The organism is Bradyrhizobium sp. CIR18 (genome assembly GCF_014198295.1).
GTDB lineage: Bacteria > Pseudomonadota > Alphaproteobacteria > Rhizobiales > Xanthobacteraceae > Bradyrhizobium.
This window is the reverse complement of record NZ_JACIHF010000002.1, coordinates 532,417-554,397: the sequence shown is the minus strand read 5'-3', so window position 1 is coordinate 554,397 and position 21,981 is coordinate 532,417. Positions and strand designations below refer to the sequence as shown.

Sequence of the window (21,981 nt, the reverse complement as noted above, 5' to 3'; positions counted from 1 at the left end):
GAGACGCCTCACGCCTTGTCGTTCGGGTGCGGATATTCGCAGCGCCACCGCACCGCCTGCCACTTCGGATGGTCGCCGACCCATTGCGCGATATAGGGGGGCGCGGCCATCGCGCATTGCCGCGGCGACCCGCCATAGTTGAACATCAGATGCTGTTCCTCGCAGGTCGCAGGCGAGAGCACCGCACACACAGTCACCACCAGGTCAATCGGGTTCATGCCGGGATCCTCTCGCAAGGGGCGGTCAAGATTAGCACGAAAGGTTACGTTCCACGGAAGCGGAAGTTTCAGATCCGGGCGAGAAATGGGGCCGGAACTGGGCTCTTCCCGTGCTCCCGGGCAAAGCAAAGCCTGGGCATGACGACGCTCTCTGCTAAAAATTAACCCCGAACACCATCCGGGCCTGGTGGCGTTCGAAATTGACGAGGTCGAGATTGCTGCCCGATCCGGCCGGGCGCCCCCAGGCCTGCATGCTCCAGCTCAAGGTCAGCCGCGAGCGCTCGGAGAGCTGGAAATAAGCGGTCGGGCCGACGAACAGGGCCTGGCCTGAAAACTCGCCGAGGCCGATGCCTTCGTATTGCCGGAAGTAGCGCAGCTCGCCGCCGAGCAGCATGTTGGGCCGCACACGCACCAGGCCGGCGAACGCCGCACCGATCGTCGAACTCTTCTCCGACTGCCCTGCCACCTCGAAGCGCGCCCATTCCGGTTGATAGATCAGATTGAGGGCACCGATGGCGAAGTTGGGGATGAGCTCGCGGTCGAAAGCGAGGGTGAATTCGGTGCCGTACATCCGCCCCTTCGCGCCGCTGGTCTCGTCGATGCGGTCGCCATGCAGCTCCGCGGCGATGGTGAGGCCGAACGGGGCGTGCTCGCGGTTGAGCAGGCGATAACGCAGGTCGAGCGAGGCGCCCTGGAAGTTGATCTGGCGGCGGTCGTCGATATCGGGGACGCCGGTGATGTCGTGCAAGCTGGCGGCGGCGCCGACCTCGATGCGGAAGTTCGGCAGCGGCACGATCTCGATCTCGACCTCTTTCTCAAGAGCGCGATAGGTCCCGCCGCCCTTGCCGAAGCGCCCCGTCGTCTGGCTCTGGAATTCGCGCTCGCCGGGATTGCCGACATCGGTGCCGATCATGAAGCCGAAGATGTGCTCGGTATCGAAGCCCTCCTCGGCGTGCCCATGCGTCGGTGTCAGCGCGACCGCGCAGGCAAGCACCATCAGAAATCTGCGAGCTCCGCCGCGCATCCCCATGCCCCGAAGGCGCGCGCCGCTTTGATGCGGCAGCAGCGCTGACCGGCCATCAGCGTAACACACTGCAGCAAGAGCGTGGTCGAGATTTTGATGGAAGATGATTGAAGCCTGCGCAGGCGTGTCATCGCGTCGATGGCAAGACGCAGAGCACAACGATGCCAGGCCTGAGATCCGACACTGCCACGGCTTCGACGGCGTTCACCGTCGAAGCCGCGGCAGGTCGTCAGTCTTACTTGCGCGCAGCGCAGGCGTACATGTTGATTTCCATGCCGACCGGCACTTCCACGATCTTCGGAGCTTTCCAAGCCATTCGGGGTCTCCCCAAGGTATTGAGCGCGACATCGCGCGGCGCAAAACCTAGGGCTGCGTCAGGTGCAGTTCAAGCCTCGATTCGCCTGCCGAGCGCGTCCGTGTCGATTCTTCGCGGCTGCATTTCTCTCTCGGACAAAGCCAGTTCCCTCTTGGTCAAACACGACCTGCGAGACAGCGTCTTGTGCGACGCACCGCACGTCGAATCGACACGAATGGCACCGTCGCCGTCAGCAGCCCTTATCGGCCATTGCGGCGTCCGGCTTGGCACCTTCGGCGCGCTGAGCCGCCGTCGGCTGGCTCTGCATCTGCCGCTGCGCATCTTCGGATGAAGCCGGCGTTTCGCCACTTGCACGATTCATCGTGCTGGTCGGCGGATGCTGGCTGGTGTCGCCCGCTGAACTGGACGAGTGCGACTGCGCTGCGCCCACCGTCACTGGACCAGAACCGGCATCCTTGTCAGTGCTGGCGCTGCCCGTGTTGCACGGGCCGGCGACGGCGACGCCGGCGCTCAACGCCAGGATCGCGCAGGCAGCAAGAATGGAACGTTTCGTGTTCATCTGCATCTCCTCTTCTCCCGCCGCGCTGCCCCGGCGCCGAGCAGGACTCGCGAAGAGAACAGGCCGAACAGCCTGATGTTCCGAGTGTCGGAGCGGAAATGCCCGCAAACGCCCCCTCGTCTGTTCCGATTCACCGTTCACCGCAACAATCGCAGCAGCGACCGGCCAGCGCGCGAATTCAGCTCCTTCGCATCGAGCGTTCCGTCCTTGTCGGGATTGGCCGCGTTGAAGCGCTGCTCGACCACGGCGAGATATTCGTCGAGCGTCAGGGTCCCGTCGCGATCGGGATCGGCCGCGGCAAGCTCTTTCGCCGTCAATCGCCCGCGCAATTCGCGCGCGTCGAGCGTGCCGTCATGATCGGGATCGAGCTTTGCGAACGTTGCGGCGGCCGCCTTCTTCACCTCGGCAAGATCGAGCGTGCCGTCATTGTCGGTGTCGAACAACTTGACCGCGCTGCCGGAGGCCGACCACGCCGGACCGGACAACAATGCAATGGTGAGTGCAAGCGCAACTGAGCGACGCGAAATCATCAAGACCTCCCAGATGAAGAGCCCCGGTTCGGGCGGGACACAACGAAATAAATCCACAAGCAGTCCCAGGTTCAAGTCCGTAACTGCAACTTGCGCGCGCGACAACCCCGGGGAACCCGGCTTACGCCCCCCGAACGACCGACGCCCGGAGCTGCGTCGCGTCGCGGGATTTTTCAGCGTCTCCGCACAAGTGGGACTCGGTTGCCGTCAGGTTTCCGTAAGGTGACCGGCGCCTGTTCAACGATATCGACGCGACACTTATGACTTTCGTATTGACGCGTTTTGGTTTCCGACGGAGTGTTGCTCCCGCAGCGTCAAAAGGCGCGCATATTGGGAGGAACGGATGAAACGCTTTGCGATGGCCGCGAGCCTCGTCATGCTTGCATCGACTTGTGCAAGCGCACAGACCACCGAGCAACTGGTCAAGGGCGCGACCGATACATCGAACGTTCTCAATTACGGGATGGGCTACAATCTGCAGCGCTTCTCGACGCTGAACCAGATCAACAAGGACAGCGTCAAGAACCTCGTCCCGGTCTGGAATTACTCGTTCAACGACGATCGCAGCGAGGAATCGCAGCCGCTGGTGTACCAGGGCGTGATCTACGTAACCTCGCACAACGCGACCATGGCGGTCGACGCCAAGACCGGCAAGCAGATCTGGAAGACCAAGGTCGAATATCCCGCCGAGACGCCGCGCATCGTCTGTTGCGGCATCATCAACCGCGGTGCGGCGCTCTATGACGGTAAGGTGTTTCGCACCACGCTCGACGCCAACGTGATCGCGCTCGACGCCAAGAACGGCAAGGAGCTGTGGCGGCAGAAGGCGGCCGACATCAAGGAAGGCTACTCCATGACGGTGGCCCCGCTGGTCGCCGACGGCGTCGTCATCACCGGCATTTCCGGCGCCGAGTTCGGCACCAGGGGATTCATCGACGGCTGGGATCCTGCGACGGGCAAGCATCTGTGGCGCACCCATTCGATCCCCTCGCCGGAAGAGCCCGGCGGCGATACCTGGAAGGGCGATACCTGGAAGCTCGGCGGCGGCTCGACCTGGATCACCGGGTCTTATGACCCCGAGCTGAACACGATCTATTGGGGCATCGGCAATCCCGGACCGTTCAACTCGGCGGTGCGTCCCGGCGATAATCTCTACACCTGCTCGGTGCTGGCGATGGATCCCAAGACCGGCAAGATCAAGTGGCACTACCAGTTCTCGCCGAACAATCCGTTCGACTATGACAGCGTGGCCGAGATGGTCCTCGCCGACATGAATGTCGAGGGCAAGCCGACCAAGGTGCTGATGGACGCCAACCGCAACGGCTTCTTCTACGTGCTCGACCGCACCAACGGCAAGCTGCTCGCGGCCAACCCTTACGTGAAGGTCAACTGGGCAACCGGCATCGACATGAAGACGGGACGTCCGATCGAGACCGACGTGTCGAAGGACGCGCGCGAGGGCAAGAAGGTCACGGTCTATCCGTCGATCCTTGGCGGCAAGAACTGGGAGCCGATGTCCTTCAACCCGCAGACCGGCCTTGCCTATGCCAACACACTCGCCTTCGGCGGCAGGTACAAGACTGAGCCCGTCACCTTCAAGCAGGGTGAATGGTATCTCGGGATGGACCTGACCGATCTCTGGGAGTACGGCGACGGGCCGCGCGGTCATCTCAAGGCGATCGATCCCATGACCGGCAAGTCGAAATGGGAAGCGCCGAGCGACATTCCACGCTTCTCGGGCGTGCTGTCGACCGCGGGCGGCGTCGTGTTCTCGGGTGCCCTGACCGGCGAGTTCGAGGCCTTCGATGCCGACACCGGCAAGAAGCTCTGGCAGTTCCAGACCGGGTCCGGCATCGAGGGCCAGCCGGTAACCTGGCAGCAGGATGGCGTGCAGTATGTCGCGGTGACCAGCGGCTATGGCGGCGTCTACTCGCTGTTCTCGGGCGACGAGCGGCTTGCCAACGTGCCGCCCGGCGGCTCGCTGTGGGTCTTTGCGGTCAAGCAGTAATCCACGGCATGATGCTGAGAAAACCATCTCACAAGACGGCGGCGGTCCTCGCCGCCGTCGCGGGGCTGACGGTCGCGCTTGCGGCGACCGCTCGCGCCGCGGACGACGCAACCGGCAATCCCATGCAGGCACAGATCGACCACGGCAAGTCGACTTATGCTTCGAAATGCTCGCACTGCCACGGCCCCAATCTGATGAACTCCGGCACGATCACGCCGGACCTGCGTGCCATCCCCGACGACAAGACGCGCTTCGTCACCACAGTGAAGAACGGCAAGAACAACAAGATGCCGCCGTGGGGCGATATCCTCAACGACGAGGAGATCGGCTCCCTCTGGGCCTTCATCTCCAGCCGGAGGAAGCCATGAGGGGCCGGCGTGCTGCATGGAGCATTGCGGCCCTCCTTTCGACGATGGCGTCGGTCGCCCTTGCGGCCGACGATCCCCTGAAGATCTGTCTCGACGAGGACCGGCCGCCGTTCTCGATGCACCAACGCGGCAAGCCGGATGCCGGCTTCGACGTGCTGCTGGCGCAGGCAATGGCGGAGCGGCTCGGACGGAAGCTGACGATCCAGTGGTTCGAGAGCAAGCTGGACGAGGATTCGAGTCCCCAGCTCGAGGCCAATGCGTTGCTCTCGGATGGCCGCTGCTCGCTCGTCGGCGGCTACGCGCTGACGAAGGATTCGCTCGTCGCCCCCGGGATGAAGACGGCGCGCTTGCCTGACTTCGCCGGGGCCACGCGCGACGATCGGCGGCGCCGCGTCGCACTCGGCGTGCTCGCGCCGAGCCAGCCTTACGTCTATTCGCCGATGACGGTCGTGCTCGGGCCGAAGGCAAGCGGCCGCAAGATCGGCGACATCGGCGATCTCGCAGGCCTTCGTCTCGTCATCGAAAGCGGCTCGCTCGGCGACGCCATCCTGATGACCTTCGACAAGGGACGGCTGATCGACAACATCACCCATCTCGTCCCCGGCCGCGACGATCTGCTGGGCGCACTCCAGCGCGGCGACCATGACGCGACGCTGATCGACCTCGGCCGCTTCGACGCCCATCGCGCCGCGCATCCGGACACGACGATCACCGCGTCGGGCTACTATTATCCGATCGGCGCCAATCGCGGCTATGTCGGACTGGGCAGCGATGGCGCGCTGATCGACGCCGTCAACAAGGCGCTGACGGGGCTCGCGGCCGAAGGCAAGATCGCAGAACTCGGCAAGCAGGCAGGGCTCACCTATCTGCCACCGCGCGAGCCTGCGATTCTGGGCGATGTCTGGATGAAGATCATTCAGCGGTAGAGCTGGTCGCGGCGAGCGGCAGCACCTCCGCGCGCTCCGCTGTCATGCCCGCGAAGGCGGGCATCCAGTACGCCGCGGCCCAACGGGTCAATCACAACCGTCACGGAGTACTGGATCGCCCGCCCCAGTGCGCAATTGCGCACAAGGCGGGCATGACAACGAGGGTGTGGCGAGGCCGTCGGGCCCTACGCAAAGTTCTGCATCATTCCGTGCTATGCTTGGCTTTTCATTCGCCCCTTTGGTGCTCCGTGAATTCGCCCATCAGCCCGTCCGCCACCAACCTGCGCGACCTGCTCTCCCGCGAAATCAAAACCGCCGAGCTGCTGCGCGCGCTGATTGTCGTCGGACCGATGGTGGCCGCCTATTTCATCGCGCGCGAAATGGCGCTGCTCAATCTCGGGCTGGTCGCGGTCTCGTTGCTCATTCCCGCGCTCAGGCAGCACTTTCCGCCGAAAGTCATCGTCTGGCACTACCTCGCCATCCTCGTGACCTTTGCCGCACTCTTCCTGGCAGCCCCGATCAAGCCGCTATTCGCGGTGCTGACGGCGCTTGCCGGTTTTCTGGCGGTGGCAGGGACCCGCTATGGCGCGCATTTCCGCACGCTGGGCAACTGGGTATTCATCCCCGCCGTCTATCTCGCCTGCGAGGTGCGGGAGGGCGTGAGCACCGCCGAAGCGCTGCGCCATGCCGGCGTGATCGTCGCCTCCTCGCCGATCGCGCGGGCACTGGTCTGCGCCATCCGGATTTACGACCAGCGGCGGCAAGGCGATGCCGCAACCTCGTTCGGGCCGCCCGCGGCCGAGTGGTTCCTGCCCGCGCTGGCAACCGCCATGGCGGTGTTCGCGGCGGCGGCGCTGGTCGAGATCCTGAACCTTGCGCAGGGGCAATGGGTGATGTGGTCGGCCGCGAGCGTCGTGGTCGGCGATCTCTCGACGTCCACCGACAAGCTGAAGCAGCGTACGATCGGCGCCTTCGTCGGCGTGCCGCTGGGCTTCCTCGCCGGCATCGTATTGCCGCAGAGCCGAGTCGGCTACGCGCTCGCGGTGCTGGCGGCGACCCTCACGCTGATCTCGTTTTCCCGCTACATCCTCGGCTTCGGCCTGCGCTGCTTCTTCATCGCGCTGGCGGCCTCCTTTGCCGGCGGCGCCAGCGGCATCGCGGAGGAGCGCATCGTCAACGTGCTGATCGGCGGCAGCTTTGGCCTGATTGCCGTGGCCCTGACCGAGATCGTGTGGCTGCGCATCATGCGTAAGGCGCGGTCGCCCCCCGGGTGAGGCGCGAATGGGCACCTCGCCGCTGTGTCGAATGCGCCAATCTGTCTCGCTCGCCGGCCATGGCGGCGCCAGCCTGATGCAGTAGGTTCGGCCAAAATCAGGAGGGAATCATGTCCGCCAAATTCGATCGCCGCCACTTCGTCGCCGCCGGTACCACCGCACTTGCGATGCCCTTCCTCATGCGCAACGCCTCGGCGCAAGCCGCGTGGCCGTCGCGGCAGATTCGCATGATTTGCAGCTATCCCGCCGGCGGGCAGACCGACCTGCTCGCGCGCGCCTATGGTGAGTTCATCTCCAAGCAGGTCGGCAAGACTGTCGTCGTCGAGAACAAGCCCGGCGCCTCCGGCGCGATCGGCACCGCCGAAGTCGCCCGCGCCGAGCCCGACGGCCACACCATGCTGTGCTCGATCTCGACCACCTACATCATGAACCGGGTGGTGATGAAGAATCCCGGCTACGACATGGACAAGGATTTGGCGCTCGTCAGCGTCATTCCGGGTGCCGGCCTGTTGCTGGTCGCGAACCCCAAGACCGGGGTCAAGACGCTGGAGGATTTCGTCGCGTTCGCACGCAAGAGCGGCAAGGTGAACTTCGGCACCTATAGCGCCGGCTCGGCCCCGCACATGACGATCAACGAGCTCAACAAGCAGTATCGCCTTTCCATCGAGCCGGTCCATTACCGCGGCGAGGCCCCGATGTGGACGGGGATGCTCGAAGGCACACTGGATGCCGCGATGGGCAGCTACACGGCGGCCCAATCGGTCCTGCAAAGCGACCGCGGCACCGTGTTCGCGGTGCATTCGAAGAAGGTCGATGCGATCCCTGCTATCAAGACCCTGCCGGAGCAGGGCGCGACCTCGAAATTCTTCACCGTGAGCGGCTTCTCGGGCTGGGCCGTGCCGAAGGCGACGCCGCAAGCGGTCGTCGACCGCCTGGCTGAGCTGTGCGTTGCCGCCAACAACGATCCGAAAGTGAAGGAAGTTCTCACGACCTTCGTGCTCGAACCCGCAATCGGCTTCAAGGAGAGCAACGCCCTGTATCAGCGCGAACTGCCGATCTGGATCGAGAGCGCGAAGTCTCTCGGCCTCGAGCCGGCTTGAGTATCCAGGGGCGACGCAACGCGCCCGCCGTCCTTCCCGGGCCGGCTTCCGACCAAAGCCTAGTGTCGGAAGCGCAATTTCACGCTATGATTGTGCGCCACCGCCGAGAGCCTTCATCGGGGCGGAACGGGAAAGGCCGATTGCATGACACCGGATGGAGTCGCTGTCGCCGTCATGGTCATCCTGCTCTTTCCGATGGGCTATTTCACGCTGGCATCGCCCGCCTTCCTGCTGGTGAAGCTCGATATCCAGCCCGTCGCCCAGCTGCTGCGCGGAATGTTCAACGCCCATTTTCTGGTGATGCGCATCGCCGCCGTGATTGGAACGGTGGCCCTCCTCCTCGACGGCCGCCTGGCGGCTGCGATGGGAGTCGGCATGATCGCTGCCCTGGCAATCTGGGGACGCAGCTGGTTCATGCGGCGGATGGACGACCAGCTCAGCGCAAGGGACGCCGGCGATGCCGAAGCCCCGCGTCGGTTGCGCAGGCTACATTGGAGCGGAATGCTGGGCAACGCGGCGCTGCTCGTCGCTCTCGTGGGCAGCATTCCCTATATTGCGACGTCGGCGTAAGCGGGATAGCAATCGCTGGCAGCCTCTTGCGTCCGGCCTAGTGCTCGCCCGAACTCGCGGTGGCCTGCTGCGCCTTGTGGATCGAGGACGGCACCACGCCGAAATATTTCCGGAACACCCGGCTGAAATGCGATGAGCTGGAGAAGCCCCAGGAGAACGCGACGTCGGTGATGGTCTTGCCGGCGTGGGCCTCGAGCTCCTGGCGGCAGTTCTGCAGGCGCGCCTGCCAGATGTAGTCGCTCACCGTGGTGCCGCGCTCCGAGAACAGCATGTGTAGATAGCGCTTGGAGCAGCCGAGCTCGGTCGAGATCTGGTCGATGCACAGATCCGGATCGCGCAGGTGCTCGCGGATAAAGAACTGCGCGCGCACATACATCGCTTCGGGCCCGACACGGTCGAACATCGTGTCGGCTTCGCGCAGCGGCAGCAGCAACAGGTCGATCAGCGAATCGGCGACGCCGACCGCGCTGTTTGCCGACAGCTTTGCCGCCTCGTCGAAGGTCGCATGAACGAAATCGTGCGCGATCCGCCCCGTCCCTGTCTTCGACGACAGCTTGCAGGCGGGCATCCGCTGCGACGGGAATCCGCGATCGCGCAGCAGCGCCTTCGGCACGATCACGACGTCGTGACGGGTGAAGGCCGGGCTGATGATCGAATGCGGGCAGGAGACGTCATAGGCGATGATGTCGCCCGGGTTGATTTCGATGTGGCGGCCTTCTTGTTCGAAATAAGACACGCCGTAAGTCTGGAAGTGAATCTTGATGTACGGATGCTCGTTGGCCTTGGCGCGCGCCAGCGTATGGGCGATGCGATGCTGACTCACTTCGATCTGGCAGAGCTTCAGGCGCGAGACGCTGGTGTAGTCGATGCGGCCCTCGAGCGAGGACGCCTCCAGCGGATCGACGTCGAAATGCCCACACAGACTCGTCAGCCCGTCGATCCAGCTTTGGATCTGGCGCTTCGGCGTCATGCCGGTCGTCGAGAGCGTGTGAATGGTGTCGGACATTAATCCAGCCACTGGTTTGATCCGGAGAGACGCGAATCGCAACCAGCGCTGCCGGAGCCCTCAGCCGTGATTGCGTGACGTTTACCTCGAATTTGAGCGGTCTTTTGGCACGAGCGCCATCGTTCCATTGCCACCCTTGAAACTTAATCCTCCGCCTTAGTTGCAGCGCCGTCAAGGGGAACCTGAGCGTTGAAGGCACTGTCAAAGCGATGCGGAAGCCGCTGAATTCGCTACTGCAAAATCAAAATCTTCGCGTCCGTGCGCTATCAAGCAAACCGCCTTCTCTCTTGGGCAAGTTTCCCGATGACGAAGTCGTTAGGGATTGCGGCAGGAACAACAAGAACGGGCCGCTCCTGCACGTGGACCCGTGGCTCTCATCAGGAGGAGGAAACAGCACAGCATCGTTTCTGGTCCCAATCGTGACCGCCCTGCACGAGCAGACGCCGGACGAGAAGCCCGGTGAATCAGTATTGCTTCGGAAACAATAAACGAGACCAACGGAGGAATAACTATGCGCAAGGTGCTACTGGCGACCTTTCTTGGCTCCGCGGCGGCGCTCGCCGTCGGGGGCGCCTCAGCCAATGACGAGCTGGTCAAGATGTCGCAGAACCCGAAAGACTGGGTGATGCCGACCGGCGACTACGCCAATACCCGCTATTCCAAGCTCAACCAGATCAACGCACAGAACGTAGGCAAGCTCCAGGTGGCCTGGACCTTCTCGACCGGCGTGCTGCGCGGCCATGAAGGCGGCCCGCTGATCATCGGCAACATGATGTACGTCCACACGCCGTTCCCGAACAAGGTCTATGCCATTGACCTTTCGCAGGAGAACAAGATCGTCTGGAAGTACGAGCCGAAGCAGGATCCGAACGTCATCCCGGTGATGTGCTGCGACACCGTCAACCGCGGCCTGGCCTACGGCGACGGCAAGATCTTCCTGCATCAAGCCGACACCACCCTCGTCGCGCTCGATGTCAAGACCGGTCAAGTTGCGTGGACCGCCAAGAATGGCGATCCGAGCAAGGGCGAGACCGGCACGTCGGCCCCCATGGTCGTCAAGGACAAGGTGCTGATCGGCATCTCCGGCGGCGAGTTCGGCGTCCAGGCCCATATGTCGGCTTACGATATCAAGACCGGCAAGCTGGCATGGCGCGGATATTCGGAAGGACCGGACAACCAGCTCCTGGTCGACGACAAGACCACCGCGCTCGGCAAGCCGATCGGCAAGGATTCCAGTCTGAAGACCTGGCAAGGCGATCAGTGGAAGATCGGCGGCGGTGCCACCTGGGGCTGGATCTCCTACGATCCCGAGCTGAACCTCGTCTACTACGGATCGGGCAACCCCTCGACCTGGAATCCGAAGCAGCGTCCCGGCGACAACAAATGGTCGATGACGATCTGGGCGCGCAACCCGGATACCGGCGTCGCCAAGTGGGTCTATCAAATGACGCCCCATGACGAATGGGACTATGACGGCGTCAACGAGATGATCCTCTCGGACCAGTCGATCAACGGTCAGCCGCGCAAGCTGCTGACGCATTTCGACCGTAACGGCCTAGCCTACACCATGGACCGCACCAACGGCGAACTCCTGGTCGCCGAAAAGTACGATCCGAAGGTGAACTGGACCTCCGGCGTCGACATGGACAAGAACTCGCCGACCTACGGCCGTCCGAAGGTGCTGGACGCAGCTTCGACCGACAAGGCGGGCGAGGACGTCAACGTGAAGGGCATCTGCCCGGCCGCGCTCGGCACCAAGGACGAGCAGCCGGCAGCCTACTCGCCGGACACGCAGCTGTTCTACGTTCCGACCAACCACGTCTGCATGGACTACGAGCCGTTCAAGGTGAGCTACACCGCGGGCCAGCCCTATGTGGGTGCGACGCTCTCGATGTATCCGCCGGCGGGTGAAACCCACATGGGCAACTTCATCGCCTGGGACGGCAAGACCGGCAAGATCGTCTGGTCGAACAAGGAGCAGTTCTCGGTCTGGTCGGGTGCGCTCGCAACCGCCGGCGGCGTGGTGTTCTACGGCACGCTCGAAGGCTACCTGAAGGCGGTCGACGCCAAGTCCGGCAAGGAGCTCTACAAGTTCAAGACTCCCTCCGGCATCATCGGCAACGTCACCACCTATGAGAACGGCGGCAAGCAGTATGTCGCAGTGCTCTCCGGCGTCGGCGGCTGGGCCGGCATCGGTCTGGCGGCAGGCCTGACCGATCCGACCGCAGGTCTCGGCGCGGTCGGTGGCTACGCGGCTCTCAGCAACTACACGGCACTCGGCGGTACGCTGACCGTGTTCGCGCTGCCGAACTAGGCCCATCAGCATCGCTCCGGCGCGTGGAATAAACTCCACGCGCCGGCTCGTCTCCCCCGGGCTCCTTCGAGGATGAATCTCTTGCGTAAAATCTGCTCTGTCATTGCTGCGATGATCTTGGTTGCGTCCGGAGGAATTGCGGTCGCGGACGGTCCGGGCGATCCGACCGCCGTGAAGAAGGAAGACGACGGAAAGTGGCTCGATAAGGAAGGCACTCCGACCTACAAGATTTCCGACGGCACCGTGGACTGGTTCACCTATTCCGGATACCGCCGCTATCACTCCGACTGCCACGTCTGCCATGGACCCGACGGCATGGGCTCGACCTACGCGCCGGCGCTCAAGGATTCCGTCAAGTCCATGAGCTATGGCGACTTCCTCGGCGTTGTCGCCTCCGGTCGCAAGAACATCTCGACCGCGCAGGAGAACGTCATGCCCGCCTTCGGCGATAATCCGAACGTCGCCTGCTACATGGACGATCTGTACGTCTATCTGCGCGCCCGCTCCACCGAAGCATGGGGTCGGCAGCGTCCCTCCAAGAAGGAGGAGAAAACGGAGGCCTACACCAAGGCGGAAGACGCCTGCATGGGCCATAAATGAACGTTGCTGAGGCTGCCGAGACTACCTCTTGGCACCTTGCGAGAATTTGAGGAGCTACCAATGAAGACACGTGCCGCCGTCGCTTTCGAAGCCAAGAAGCCGCTCGAGATCGTCGAGCTCGATCTGGAAGGACCGAAGGCCGGCGAAGTCCTGGTCGAGATCAAGGCGACGGGCATCTGCCATACCGACGCCTATACGCTCGACGGCTTCGACAGCGAGGGAATTTTCCCGTCGGTCCTGGGACATGAGGGTGCGGGCATCATCCGCGAGATCGGCCCTGGCGTGACCTCGGTGAAACCGGGTGACCACGTCATCCCGCTCTACACGCCGGAATGCCGGCAGTGCAAAAGCTGCCTCAGCCAGAAGACCAATCTCTGCACCGCGATCCGCGCGACGCAAGGCAAGGGCGTGATGCCCGACGGCACCAGCCGCTTTTCCTACAAGGGCAAGCCGGTCTATCACTACATGGGCTGCTCGACCTTCTCGAACTTCACCGTGCTGCCGGAGATCGCGGTCGCCAAGATCCGCGAAGACGCCCCCTTCGACAAGAGCTGCTACATCGGCTGCGGCGTCACTACCGGCGTCGGCGCCGTCGTCAACACCGCGAAGGTCACGCCCGGCTCCAACGTGGTCGTGTTCGGCCTCGGCGGGATCGGCCTCAACGTGATCCAGGGCGCCAAGATGGCCGGCGCCGACAAGATCATCGGCGTCGACATCAACGACTCCAAGGAGGATTGGGGCCGCAGGTTCGGCATGACCGAGTTCGTCAACCCCAAGAAGATCACCGGCGACATCGTCCAGCACCTCGTCGGCCTCACCGATGGCGGCGCCGACTACACTTTCGATTGCACCGGCAACACCACGGTGATGCGCCAGGCGCTGGAAGCCTGCCATCGCGGCTGGGGCACCTCGATCATCATTGGCGTTGCCGAATCCGGCAAGGAGATCGCCACCCGCCCGTTCCAGCTCGTCACCGGGCGCAACTGGCGCGGCACGGCCTTCGGCGGCGCCCGCGGCCGCACCGACGTGCCGAAGATCGTCGACTGGTACATGAACGGAAAGATCCAGATCGATCCGATGATCACCCACGTGCTCAAGCTCGAAGAGATCAACAAGGGCTTTGACCTCATGCACGAGGGCAAATCCATCCGTTCAGTCGTCGTCTACTAGCTCGAAAGCGTCACCCCAAGGAGGATCGACCCATGACTGTTGCACTCCATCCATCGATCGACAACGGCCTCAAACAGGGCAGCGGCAGCTTCGCCGGCGGCACGCTGGCCTGCAAATGCAAGGACCACCAGGTCAAGGTCGGCATCAAGGGCGACGTCGCCCACAATCACGCCTGCGGCTGCACCAAGTGCTGGAAGCCGCAGGGCGCGACGTTCTCCGTCGTCGCCGTGGTGCCGCGCCAGAACGTCACCGTGCTCGAGAACGGCGACAAGCTCCAGATCGTCGATCCGTCCGCGGTGATCCAGCGCTACGCCTGCAAGGCGTGCGGCACCCACATGTACGGCCGCATCGAGAACAAGGGCCACCCGTTCTACGGTCTCGACTTCATTCATCCCGAGCTGTTCCAGGAGCAGGGCTCGCAGGCGCCGCAATTCGCCGCCTTCGTCTCCTCGGTGATCGAAGCGGGCGTGAAGCCGGAGCAGATGGCGGGCATCCGTTCGCGGCTGAAGGAAATCGGGCTCGAGCCCTATGATTGCCTGTCACCGGCGCTGATGGACGCGATCGCGACCCACGTCGCCAAAGCCAAGGCTGCCTAACAAGGCCGCCTAACAAGGCCGCCTGAGCAAGGCGGTTGGACGTTCGCCATGCCCTATCCGCTCGCTGGCCTCGATCAGTGCCAGCGAGCCCGGGCCCGGCCCCGAGACAGTCGCGGCGATGCCGCCGCCCCTGCAAGCTACGCGTATGCGAGCGTGATTGGCTCCCTCAGTCCTGGTCTCTGAATGACTGCGCAGCGCCGCCAACTTCCGTCTTGAAGTTCCCGGCCCCTGCGTTTCTCCCTCCCTCGACTGAGGCACCTTGCTTCGTCCGTGCAGTCTTTCTGGCGGACGAAGCTTTTTTCATCGCACCCCCTGTTTGCGAACACGCGACCCACGCGGCGCGCTGATGCGCCCTGCTTTTGACAAACCATCGATGCAATCTTTTCCCGGTGAGAACACCCGGCTGTGAACGCCGGGCGGTGGCGATCTCTGCTACGATCGCGCCGTCACGATGCCGCACGACGTTCAATCAATTAAGAACAAAAACGGGGGAGGTATCGAGCACATCCAGACATCGCCATCGGCGTTCCTGCCTCCCTCCGGGATCTGCCCGCGCGGGACGAGGGCGGAATGTGGCGCGACCAGGCACGAACCGTCGCCGACCGGCGTCGGCAAGTTTTGAATTTGGCATGCTTATGAAGAGCGAGGACGATCATGATCAAGGTGAAGATCAACGGCCAGGAACAGAGCTGGGACGGCGACCCGGATCTCCCACTACTCTGGTTCCTGCGTGACGAGGCCGGACTGACCGGCACCAAGTACGGCTGCGGCCAGGCCCTGTGCGGCGCCTGCACCGTCATCGTCGACAAGCAGGCCGTGCGCGCCTGCATCACGTCGGTCAACGACGTCGCCGGACGCGAGGTCACTACGATCGAAGGGCTGCATCCGACTGGCGATCATCCGGTGCAGAAGGCGTGGCGCCAGGTCAACGTGCCGCAATGCGGCTTCTGCCAGGCCGGTCAGATCATGCAGGCTGCGGCCCTGCTGATGGACAACCCGAAACCCTCGCACGACCAGATCCGCGAGTCGATGTCAGGCAACATCTGCCGCTGCGGCTGCTACCAGCGCATCGAGAACGCGGTCCATCTCGCATCGACGGGGGTGTGACATGAATTTCATCGACAATCCCGGCAAGCTCCATAGCTTCGAAAAACGTGGCTTCGAAAAGAACATCAAGGTCGAGAAGGTCTCGCGCCGTAGCATCCTGAAGGGGCTCGGCATCACCGGCGGCTTCGTGCTCGCCGCACCCGTGATGTCGCGCCAGGCATTGGCCTACGAGACCGGCGCCGGCAAGATGCCGCACGGTGTCGTGGTGGATCCGCGCGTGTTCGTTTCGGTCGGGCCCGACGGCATCGTGACCATCGTGGGTCACCGTTCGGAAATGGGCACCGGCGTCCGCACCAGCCTGCCGCTGATCGTGGCCGAGGAGATGGAAGCCGACTGGTCCAGGGTCAAGGTGCAGCAAGCCCATGGCGACGAGGTCAAGTTCGGCAACCAGGACACCGACGGCTCGCGCAGCACGCGGCATTATCTGATCCCGATGCGCCAGATTGGCGCCTCGGCCCGCACCATGCTGGAGCAGGCCGCGGCGAAGCGCTGGGGCGTGCCGGCGACCGAGGTCAAGGCGGTCAATCATGAGGTCGTCCACAGCGCCAGTGGCCGCAAGCTCGGCTTCGGCGAGCTCGCTGCCGACGCCGCCAAGGAATCGGTGCCCAGCATCGAAGGCCTCAAGCTGAAGGACCCCAAGAATTTCCGGTATCTCGGCAAGGGCCAGGTCGGCATCGTCGATCTCCACGACATCACCACCGGCAAGGCGCATTACGGCGCCGATGTGCGGCTGCCGGGCATGAAATATGCCGTGATCGCGCGCCCGCCGGTAACCGGCGGCAAGCTGGTCTCGTTCGATCCCGATGCGGCGCTGAAGATCCCCGGCGTCGAGAAGGTGCTGAAGGTTCAAGGCTGGCCGTGGCCATCAAAGTTCCAGCCGCTCGGCGGCGTCGCCGTGATCGCGCGCAACACCGGCGCGGCGATCAAGGGCCGGGATGCGTTGAAGCTGGTCTGGGACGATGGTCCCAACGGCAAATACGACTCCGTCGCCTACCGTAAGGAGCTCGAGGAAGCCTCGCGCAAGCCGGGCCTCGTCTTGCGCAAGGAGGGCGACGCGGACGCTGCCCTGAAGGGCGCCGACAAGGTGATCGTCGGCGAGTACTACGTCCCGCATCTTGCTCATGTCAGCATGGAGACGCCGGTGGCGGTCGCCGACGTCAAGGGCGACAAGGCGGAGATCTGGGCGCCGGTGCAGAGCCCCGGCGGCACCCGCGAGGACGTCGCCAAGACGCTCGGCATTCCCGAGGGCAACGTCACCGTCAACGTCACGCTTCTCGGCGGCGGTTTCGGACGCAAGTCGAAATGCGACTTTGCGCTCGAGGCCGCGCTGCTCTCGAAAGAGCTCGGCGCACCGGTGAAGGTGCAGTGGACGCGCGAGGACGACATCCACAACGGCTTCCTGCATACCGTCTCGGTCGAGCGGATCGAGGCCGGCCTCGACAAGAGCGGCAAGGTGGTCGCCTGGCGCCATCGCAGCGTGGCCCCCAGCATCGCCTCGACGTTCGCTGCCGGGACCGTGCACCAGGCCCCGTTCGAGATCGGCATGGGCCTCGTCGACATGCCGTTCGAGATCGCCAACATCTCGTGCGAGAATCCGGAAGCCGCGGCGTTCACCCGCATCGGTTGGTTCCGCTCGGTCTCGAACATCCCGCGCGCCTTCGCGGTGCAATCAATGGTCGGCGAGATCGCGCAAGCGACCGGCCGCGACCAGAAGGAGACGCTGCTCGCGCTGATCGGAAGCCCGCGCATCGTCAAACCGGAGGTGAAAGACCTCTGGAACTACGGCGAGCCCCAGGAGAGCTACCCGATCGACACCGCGCGCCTGCGCAAGGTGGTCGAACTGGTCGCCGAGAAGGGTGAGTGGGGACGCAAGGTACCGAAGGGCCACGGCCTTGGCATCGCGGTGCACCGCAGCTTCGTCAGCTACATCGCGACCATCGTCGAGGTCGCCGTCGACGACAAGGGCAAGCTGACGGTGCCACGGGTCGACACGGCGATCGATTGCGGCACCTATGTCAACCCCGAGCGCATCGCCTCGCAGATCGAAGGCGCGGCGATCATGGGGCTGAGCCTCGCCAAATACGGCGAGATCACCTTCAAGGACGGCAAGGTGCAGCAGAAGAACTTTGACGACTTCCAGGTCGTCAGGATGGATGAATCTCCTGTGGTGACCAACGTCTACATCGTGCCGCCCGGACCCGACACGCCGCCGAGCGGCGTCGGCGAGCCCGGTGTTCCGCCATTCGCACCGGCGCTGATCAATGCGATCTTCGCGGCGACCGGAAAACGCATCCGCTCGCTTCCGATCGGCAAACAATTGGAAGCCTGAGACGGAACAGAGGCGCGAGACGGAACACAAGCGGTCTCGCGCCGTTTCCATCGATCTGACAGGAGCAGATCGATGACAAATATCTCAAAGGCGCTCGCAGTCTCGTTGCTGTCGGGCGCCTTTCTTGTGACGGCCTCCGGCGCATTCGCCCAGAGCAACACGACGCCGCCGGCCACCGCGACACGCCCCACCGCGCCGGACCAGAACTCGCTGCCCAACGCCGCCCCGCCTGCCTCCACCACCCAGACCACCGGACAGCACAATCCGGATCCCAAGGTTCGCGAGATGAATCAGAAGGAAAAGGACAAGGTGGAGCGTCAGGGGAAATAGCCTTCGCGTCTGCGCATTGATGCGCCCTCTCCCCCTGCGGGAGAGGGCAGCGACGCTGGCTGACACGAGCTCACTTGGGTGAGGGGTTGTCTCGGCCTCGCGATGAGAGCGCGGATAGAATCCCTCATCCGGCGCTTCGCGCCACCTTCTCCCGCTAGGGGAGAAGGGAAGTAAGCGCGTTCGACGCCTTCCATCGCAAAAATGCGGCGGACGTTGCCGTCCGCCGCATTCGCCACCCCCCTGCTGCTCCGCTTCTTTCGATCCGCCGCGGAGCTACTTCTTCAGCGCAAACACCCAGATGACGCCGCCTTGCGGCACATTGGCTTCGATGCCGATGTTGTTGGTCACCAGCGCGTCCTGGATGCGTTGCGCGTCGACGCCCCATCCCGACTGGATCGCGATGTATTGGGTGCCGTCGATCTCATAGGACACCGGCATGCCCATGATGCCGGAGTTGGTCTTCTGCTCCCACAGGAGCTCGCCGGTCTTGGCGTTGAAGGCGCGGAAGTTGCGGTCATTGGTGCCGCCGACGAAGATGAGATCGCCCGCGGTCGCCGTCACCGAACCGAACAGCTGCGACTTCGGGAAGTTGTGTTGCCACACCTTCTTGCCCGTAGTGGGATCCCAGGCCTGCAGCTCGCCGAAATGATCCGCGCCCGGCTTCGTCTTCAGGCCGATGTCTTCCGGCTTGGTGCCGAGCCAGAGCTCACCCGGCTTGAGGGCGACTTTCTCGCCGGTGAACCCGCCGCAGAAATTCTCGTTGGCGGGCACGTAGACGAGGCCGGTCTTCTGGCTGTAGGCCGCCGACGGCCAGTCCTTGCCGCCCCACAGCGACGGACAGAACTCGACACGCTTGCCGATCACCGGCTTGTGCGCGGGGTCGACGATCGGCTTGCCGCTCTCGGGCTCGATGCCCTTCCAGACGTCGGTCGAGACGAACGGCCAGCCGGCGACGTAGTTGATCTTGGTCGGCGTGCGCTCGAGCACCCAGAAGATCGCGTCGCGGCCCGGATGGACCAGGCTCTTGATGTTGCGGCCATCGCGTTGCAGGTCGATCAGCATCGGCGCATCGACCTCGTCCCAGTCCCAGGAATCGTTCTGGTGGTACTGGTGATAGGTCTTGATCTTGCCGGTGCTCGGATCGAGCGCAAGCACCGAGGAGGTGTAAAGATTGTCGCCGGGATGGGTCTCGCCGGGCCATGGCGCGGCATTGCCGACGCCCCAATAGATCGTCTTGGTCTCCTTGTCGTAATTGCCGGTCATCCAGGCCGAGCCGCCGCCGTTCTTCCAATCGTCGCCCTGCCAAGTGTCATGGCCCGGCTCGCCTTCGCCTGGAATGGTGAAGGTTCGCCAGAGCTCCTTGCCGTCCTTGGCATCATAGGCCGCGATATAGCCGCGCACGCCGAACTCGCCGCCGGAGCCGCCGACAATGACCTTGCCGTCGACGATCAGCGGCATCAGGGTCATGTACTGGCCCTTCTTGTAGTCCTGCACCTTGGTGTCCCACACCACCTTGCCGGTCTTGGCATCGAGCGCGACGACGTGGTCGTCCGTGGTGGCAAGGTAGAGCTTGTCCTCCCAGAGGCCAACGCCGCGGCTGGTCGGGTGCAACTGGAACAGATCGTCGGGGAGCTGCCGCTTGTAGCGCCAGTATTCGTCGCCGGTCTTGGCGTTGAGCGCGATCACCTGTCCCATCGGGGTCGCCACGAACATCACGCCGTTGTTGACGATCGGCGGCGCCTCGTGGCCTTCGACGACGCCGGTGGCAAAGGTCCAGACCGGCGTGAGATTCTTCACGTTGGAGGTGTTGATCTGATCGAGCGGGCTGTAGCCGTGCCCGTCATAGGTGCGCCGATAGAGCATCCAGTTGTTTGGCTCCGGATTCTCCAGCCGCTGCGCGGTGACCGGTGCGTAATTCTCGATCGGACCTGACACGGCGGCGGTCGAGGCGAGGCAGGTGAAGGCGACGAAGCCGGACAGGTACCATTGCTTCCTGGTCATGGACGTTCCCCTTTTCATCCGTTTGAATTCTTGTGTTGAATTCTTGTCGTTCGTCCCGTCGTCCGCCCAACGGCGGATACGACCTCTCGTGACGCGGGCGTGGGCCCGCACCGTCCGTCATCCTGGCTGCGCGCCACCTACCTTTCCGATGAAATTGCCGGCGACGCTGAGCGAGCCGTCAGCGAGCGCCACCGGCAGCGCCGCGAGCCGTCGCGGCGCCGGGCCGAACACGACCTGTGCGCCCGCACGAGGATCGTATTCGGAGTTGTGACACATGCACTTGAACACCTCCTTGTCGCCGACATCGCTCTTCACCCAGGCGGTGACGGGACAGCCGGCATGCGAGCAGATCGCCGAATAGGCGATGATGCCGTCGACGGCGCGCGCGGCCGTCTTCTCGTCAAGCTCGGCGGGATCGAGCTTGATGATCAGGATCTCGTTGAGCCGGGAGGCGCTGCGCACCACCGATGTCTTGGGATCCTTCGGCCAGGCATGCACCGGCGGTCCGCCGGCCGGCAGGTCAGCTGCGGTGATGAGCTTTCCCTCCTTGTCGCCTTCGGAAAAGACGAGCACATCGCCTTTCTGCGGCCGTTCGTCGGACCCGGGCGGATCCTCGCCCGCGTGCGCAGACGCGGAGCAACCGAGGCAGGCGGTGGTGGCGAGCGCGCCAAGCAGGATTGTTCGCCGCGTCTGCTCGGCACAGGCGTCGGCTTCGGGTTTCCCAGGACTCTCGGACGGTGATGAATTGGTTGTGAACGATGCGCGGGACATGTTCACAAGCAGGCACTGGAACTCTGCCGAAAACAAGGCGAAGAGTTGGCACCGCAGTGCATCAATGTGGCTTTGCTCGCGTTGATTGAACAACGATGAACGTGTTCAAGCGCCTTTTCACAATTCAACGTCGCGCCGCGCGAGCGGCATGATGATTTTGCAGATCAGACCGATGATGTTGGAATTGGTGCAACGCGCTATTCGTCGCGCTGCGCAAACGCAGCGCGACGACCCTGCATGTTTTGGAGGCAGCCGGTCGTCGTCAGGACCTGAGCACGTGGCGCGGCGCGGCGATAGAACCGGAGACGGTGGCCGATGCCATCTCAAAACTGTCGGCGATGCGGCGCGCTTTGTCGATGAACAGGCTAGCTGCTGGCGGCGGGCAGACCTCGCGCGCGGTCTGCTCGAACAGATCGAGCCAGCGGTCGAAATGATCGCCGACCAGGCTCAGCGGTAAATGCGCCCGCATTGGCGAGCCGTGATAGCGGCCGCTCATCAGCACGACCGAGGACCAGAAATCTCTGAGCTTGGCGAGATGCTCGCCCCAGTTCTGCACGATCCCGAACACCGGGCCCAGCCGTGCATCTTCGCGCACGCGGCCATAGAAGCGGGTGACGAGTTCCCCGATCATCTCTTCGGTAATCCCGGTGCGCTCGATCGCATCCTGGGTCAACAGGTTCCGCCGCGCGGCCGCCGCCTCGCGCTCGGCCTTCAGTCGATCCGACATATCCTTCGTTTTCCGTTCGTTGTTCCCGCGTTCCTGCGAGCCGCCCGTTCGACATTGTCAGGCCAAATGCGCCCGACATCTTTGTCCTGGCACAAATTGCGGGATTGGGCCGCGGCGTTTCGAGCCCGGCACCTGCT

Annotated in this window: 22 protein-coding genes; 13 read left to right on the top strand and 9 right to left on the bottom strand. The window is 63.7% G+C overall.

Going from position 1 to position 21,981, the window contains the following annotated elements; all coding sequences use genetic code 11:
• Positions 1-8: 8 nt before the first annotated feature.
• The 5 genes from GGD65_RS11105 to GGD65_RS11085 form a co-directional block, all read right to left on the bottom strand.
• Positions 9-218 (bottom strand): hypothetical protein, encoded by a 210-nt coding sequence (locus GGD65_RS11105; RefSeq protein ID WP_018320724.1) that lies wholly within the window; start codon positions 216-218, stop codon positions 9-11.
• A gap of 154 nt (positions 219-372) precedes the next feature.
• Positions 373-1,215 carry a hypothetical protein gene (locus tag GGD65_RS11100; RefSeq protein WP_183235297.1) on the bottom strand — a complete coding sequence of 281 codons (843 nt, stop codon included), beginning with the start codon at positions 1,213-1,215 and terminating at the stop codon, positions 373-375.
• A gap of 262 nt (positions 1,216-1,477) precedes the next feature.
• Entirely contained in the window at positions 1,478-1,558 is an 81-nt protein-coding gene (gene pqqA, locus GGD65_RS11095; RefSeq protein WP_012029362.1) for a pyrroloquinoline quinone precursor peptide PqqA, read from the bottom strand.
• A gap of 229 nt (positions 1,559-1,787) precedes the next feature.
• A complete protein-coding gene (locus tag GGD65_RS11090) occupies positions 1,788-2,123 on the bottom strand; it encodes a hypothetical protein (protein ID WP_018320725.1) in 336 nt (111 codons plus the stop codon).
• Positions 2,124-2,254: 131 nt separating this feature from the next.
• A complete protein-coding gene (locus tag GGD65_RS11085) occupies positions 2,255-2,647 on the bottom strand; it encodes an EF-hand domain-containing protein (protein ID WP_179735811.1) in 393 nt (130 codons plus the stop codon).
• A gap of 343 nt (positions 2,648-2,990) precedes the next feature.
• Here GGD65_RS11085 and GGD65_RS11080 point away from each other — a divergent pair, with 343 nt between their 5' ends.
• The 6 genes from GGD65_RS11080 to GGD65_RS11055 all read left to right on the top strand — a co-directional run bounded on the left by GGD65_RS11080 (position 2,991) and on the right by GGD65_RS11055 (position 8,893).
• Positions 2,991-4,655, top strand: coding sequence for a methanol/ethanol family PQQ-dependent dehydrogenase (locus GGD65_RS11080; RefSeq protein WP_018320727.1), 1,665 nt, complete (start codon positions 2,991-2,993; stop codon positions 4,653-4,655).
• Between the two features lie 11 nt (positions 4,656-4,666).
• Positions 4,667-5,023, top strand: coding sequence for a cytochrome c (locus tag GGD65_RS11075; protein ID WP_183235499.1), 357 nt, complete (start codon positions 4,667-4,669; stop codon positions 5,021-5,023).
• Positions 5,020-5,949 carry a transporter substrate-binding domain-containing protein gene (locus GGD65_RS11070; protein ID WP_183235296.1) on the top strand — a complete coding sequence of 310 codons (930 nt, stop codon included), beginning with the start codon at positions 5,020-5,022 and terminating at the stop codon, positions 5,947-5,949. The genes GGD65_RS11075 and GGD65_RS11070 overlap by 4 nt, the downstream gene beginning before the upstream one ends.
• Positions 5,950-6,197: 248 nt before the next feature.
• Complete coding sequence (locus GGD65_RS11065) at positions 6,198-7,223, top strand: FUSC family protein (protein ID WP_183235295.1); 1,026 nt, start codon at positions 6,198-6,200, stop codon at positions 7,221-7,223.
• Positions 7,224-7,333: 110 nt separating this feature from the next.
• Positions 7,334-8,323: a tripartite tricarboxylate transporter substrate binding protein gene (locus GGD65_RS11060; RefSeq protein ID WP_183235294.1), complete on the top strand. Its 990-nt coding sequence runs from the start codon at positions 7,334-7,336 to the stop codon at positions 8,321-8,323.
• A gap of 144 nt (positions 8,324-8,467) precedes the next feature.
• Positions 8,468-8,893, top strand: a complete 426-nt coding sequence (locus GGD65_RS11055) for a hypothetical protein (RefSeq protein WP_092261825.1) — start codon at positions 8,468-8,470, stop codon at positions 8,891-8,893.
• Positions 8,894-8,930: 37 nt separating this feature from the next.
• Here the strand turns inward: GGD65_RS11055 and GGD65_RS11050 are convergent, their stop codons facing one another.
• Positions 8,931-9,899 carry a helix-turn-helix domain-containing protein gene (locus GGD65_RS11050; protein WP_018320733.1) on the bottom strand — a complete coding sequence of 323 codons (969 nt, stop codon included), beginning with the start codon at positions 9,897-9,899 and terminating at the stop codon, positions 8,931-8,933.
• 511 nt (positions 9,900-10,410) lie between these two features.
• On the opposite strand from GGD65_RS11050, the gene xoxF5 reads away from it, so the two are divergent.
• The 7 genes from xoxF5 to GGD65_RS11015 all read left to right on the top strand — a co-directional run bounded on the left by xoxF5 (position 10,411) and on the right by GGD65_RS11015 (position 18,345).
• The gene (gene xoxF5 / locus GGD65_RS11045; RefSeq protein WP_018320734.1) at positions 10,411-12,213 is read left to right on the top strand and encodes a lanthanide-dependent methanol dehydrogenase XoxF5; all 1,803 of its coding nucleotides are present in this window, start codon (positions 10,411-10,413) and stop codon (positions 12,211-12,213) included.
• Between the two features lie 111 nt (positions 12,214-12,324).
• Positions 12,325-12,813, top strand: coding sequence for a c-type cytochrome, methanol metabolism-related (locus tag GGD65_RS11040; RefSeq protein ID WP_018320735.1), 489 nt, complete (start codon positions 12,325-12,327; stop codon positions 12,811-12,813).
• Between the two features lie 60 nt (positions 12,814-12,873).
• On the top strand, positions 12,874-13,983 hold the full coding sequence (locus GGD65_RS11035) for an S-(hydroxymethyl)glutathione dehydrogenase/class III alcohol dehydrogenase (protein WP_018320736.1): 1,110 nt from the start codon (positions 12,874-12,876) through the stop codon (positions 13,981-13,983).
• 32 nt (positions 13,984-14,015) lie between these two features.
• The gene (gene gfa / locus GGD65_RS11030; RefSeq protein WP_018320737.1) at positions 14,016-14,579 is read left to right on the top strand and encodes an S-(hydroxymethyl)glutathione synthase; all 564 of its coding nucleotides are present in this window, start codon (positions 14,016-14,018) and stop codon (positions 14,577-14,579) included.
• 654 nt (positions 14,580-15,233) lie between these two features.
• The gene (locus GGD65_RS11025) at positions 15,234-15,686 is read left to right on the top strand and encodes a (2Fe-2S)-binding protein (RefSeq protein ID WP_018320738.1); all 453 of its coding nucleotides are present in this window, start codon (positions 15,234-15,236) and stop codon (positions 15,684-15,686) included.
• A gap of 1 nt (position 15,687) precedes the next feature.
• Positions 15,688-18,015: a molybdopterin cofactor-binding domain-containing protein gene (locus tag GGD65_RS11020; RefSeq protein ID WP_179735823.1), complete on the top strand. Its 2,328-nt coding sequence runs from the start codon at positions 15,688-15,690 to the stop codon at positions 18,013-18,015.
• Positions 18,016-18,087: 72 nt separating this feature from the next.
• A complete protein-coding gene (locus GGD65_RS11015; RefSeq protein ID WP_018320740.1) occupies positions 18,088-18,345 on the top strand; it encodes a hypothetical protein in 258 nt (85 codons plus the stop codon).
• 273 nt (positions 18,346-18,618) lie between these two features.
• Here the strand turns inward: GGD65_RS11015 and GGD65_RS11010 are convergent, their stop codons facing one another.
• From GGD65_RS11010 to GGD65_RS11000, 3 genes are all read right to left on the bottom strand, one after another.
• Positions 18,619-20,346, bottom strand: coding sequence for a methanol/ethanol family PQQ-dependent dehydrogenase (locus tag GGD65_RS11010; RefSeq protein ID WP_091962589.1), 1,728 nt, complete (start codon positions 20,344-20,346; stop codon positions 18,619-18,621).
• Between the two features lie 117 nt (positions 20,347-20,463).
• Complete coding sequence (locus GGD65_RS11005; RefSeq protein WP_183235293.1) at positions 20,464-21,117, bottom strand: ubiquinol-cytochrome c reductase iron-sulfur subunit; 654 nt, start codon at positions 21,115-21,117, stop codon at positions 20,464-20,466.
• A 262-nt stretch (positions 21,118-21,379) separates the two neighbouring features.
• Positions 21,380-21,844, bottom strand: coding sequence for a group III truncated hemoglobin (locus tag GGD65_RS11000; protein WP_183235292.1), 465 nt, complete (start codon positions 21,842-21,844; stop codon positions 21,380-21,382).
• Between the last annotated feature and the right edge of the window lie 137 nt (positions 21,845-21,981).

Excerpts from the sequence above, each read along its gene's own strand:
- GGD65_RS11000 (WP_183235292.1), bottom strand. The coding sequence starts at position 21,844 with ATGTCGGATCGACTGAAGGCCGAGCGCGAGGCGGCGGCCGCGCGGCGG.
- GGD65_RS11080 (WP_018320727.1), top strand. The coding sequence starts at position 2,991 with ATGAAACGCTTTGCGATGGCCGCGAGCCTCGTCATGCTTGCATCGACT.
- GGD65_RS11085 (WP_179735811.1), bottom strand. The coding sequence starts at position 2,647 with ATGATTTCGCGTCGCTCAGTTGCGCTTGCACTCACCATTGCATTGTTG.
- gfa (WP_018320737.1), top strand. The coding sequence starts at position 14,016 with ATGACTGTTGCACTCCATCCATCGATCGACAACGGCCTCAAACAGGGC.
- GGD65_RS11060 (WP_183235294.1), top strand. The coding sequence starts at position 7,334 with ATGTCCGCCAAATTCGATCGCCGCCACTTCGTCGCCGCCGGTACCACC.
- GGD65_RS11035 (WP_018320736.1), top strand. The coding sequence starts at position 12,874 with ATGAAGACACGTGCCGCCGTCGCTTTCGAAGCCAAGAAGCCGCTCGAG.
- GGD65_RS11070 (WP_183235296.1), top strand. The coding sequence starts at position 5,020 with ATGAGGGGCCGGCGTGCTGCATGGAGCATTGCGGCCCTCCTTTCGACG.
- GGD65_RS11005 (WP_183235293.1), bottom strand. The coding sequence starts at position 21,117 with ATGTCCCGCGCATCGTTCACAACCAATTCATCACCGTCCGAGAGTCCT.
- GGD65_RS11040 (WP_018320735.1), top strand. The coding sequence starts at position 12,325 with ATGATCTTGGTTGCGTCCGGAGGAATTGCGGTCGCGGACGGTCCGGGC.
- pqqA (WP_012029362.1), bottom strand. The coding sequence starts at position 1,558 with ATGGCTTGGAAAGCTCCGAAGATCGTGGAAGTGCCGGTCGGCATGGAA.
- GGD65_RS11075 (WP_183235499.1), top strand. The coding sequence starts at position 4,667 with ATGCTGAGAAAACCATCTCACAAGACGGCGGCGGTCCTCGCCGCCGTC.
- GGD65_RS11050 (WP_018320733.1), bottom strand. The coding sequence starts at position 9,899 with ATGTCCGACACCATTCACACGCTCTCGACGACCGGCATGACGCCGAAG.
- GGD65_RS11100 (WP_183235297.1), bottom strand. The coding sequence starts at position 1,215 with ATGGTGCTTGCCTGCGCGGTCGCGCTGACACCGACGCATGGGCACGCC.
- GGD65_RS11010 (WP_091962589.1), bottom strand. The coding sequence starts at position 20,346 with ATGACCAGGAAGCAATGGTACCTGTCCGGCTTCGTCGCCTTCACCTGC.
- GGD65_RS11090 (WP_018320725.1), bottom strand. The coding sequence starts at position 2,123 with ATGCAGATGAACACGAAACGTTCCATTCTTGCTGCCTGCGCGATCCTG.
- GGD65_RS11020 (WP_179735823.1), top strand. The coding sequence starts at position 15,688 with ATGAATTTCATCGACAATCCCGGCAAGCTCCATAGCTTCGAAAAACGT.
- xoxF5 (WP_018320734.1), top strand. The coding sequence starts at position 10,411 with ATGCGCAAGGTGCTACTGGCGACCTTTCTTGGCTCCGCGGCGGCGCTC.
- GGD65_RS11055 (WP_092261825.1), top strand. The coding sequence starts at position 8,468 with ATGACACCGGATGGAGTCGCTGTCGCCGTCATGGTCATCCTGCTCTTT.
- GGD65_RS11015 (WP_018320740.1), top strand. The coding sequence starts at position 18,088 with ATGACAAATATCTCAAAGGCGCTCGCAGTCTCGTTGCTGTCGGGCGCC.
- GGD65_RS11025 (WP_018320738.1), top strand. The coding sequence starts at position 15,234 with ATGATCAAGGTGAAGATCAACGGCCAGGAACAGAGCTGGGACGGCGAC.
- GGD65_RS11105 (WP_018320724.1), bottom strand. The coding sequence starts at position 218 with ATGAACCCGATTGACCTGGTGGTGACTGTGTGTGCGGTGCTCTCGCCT.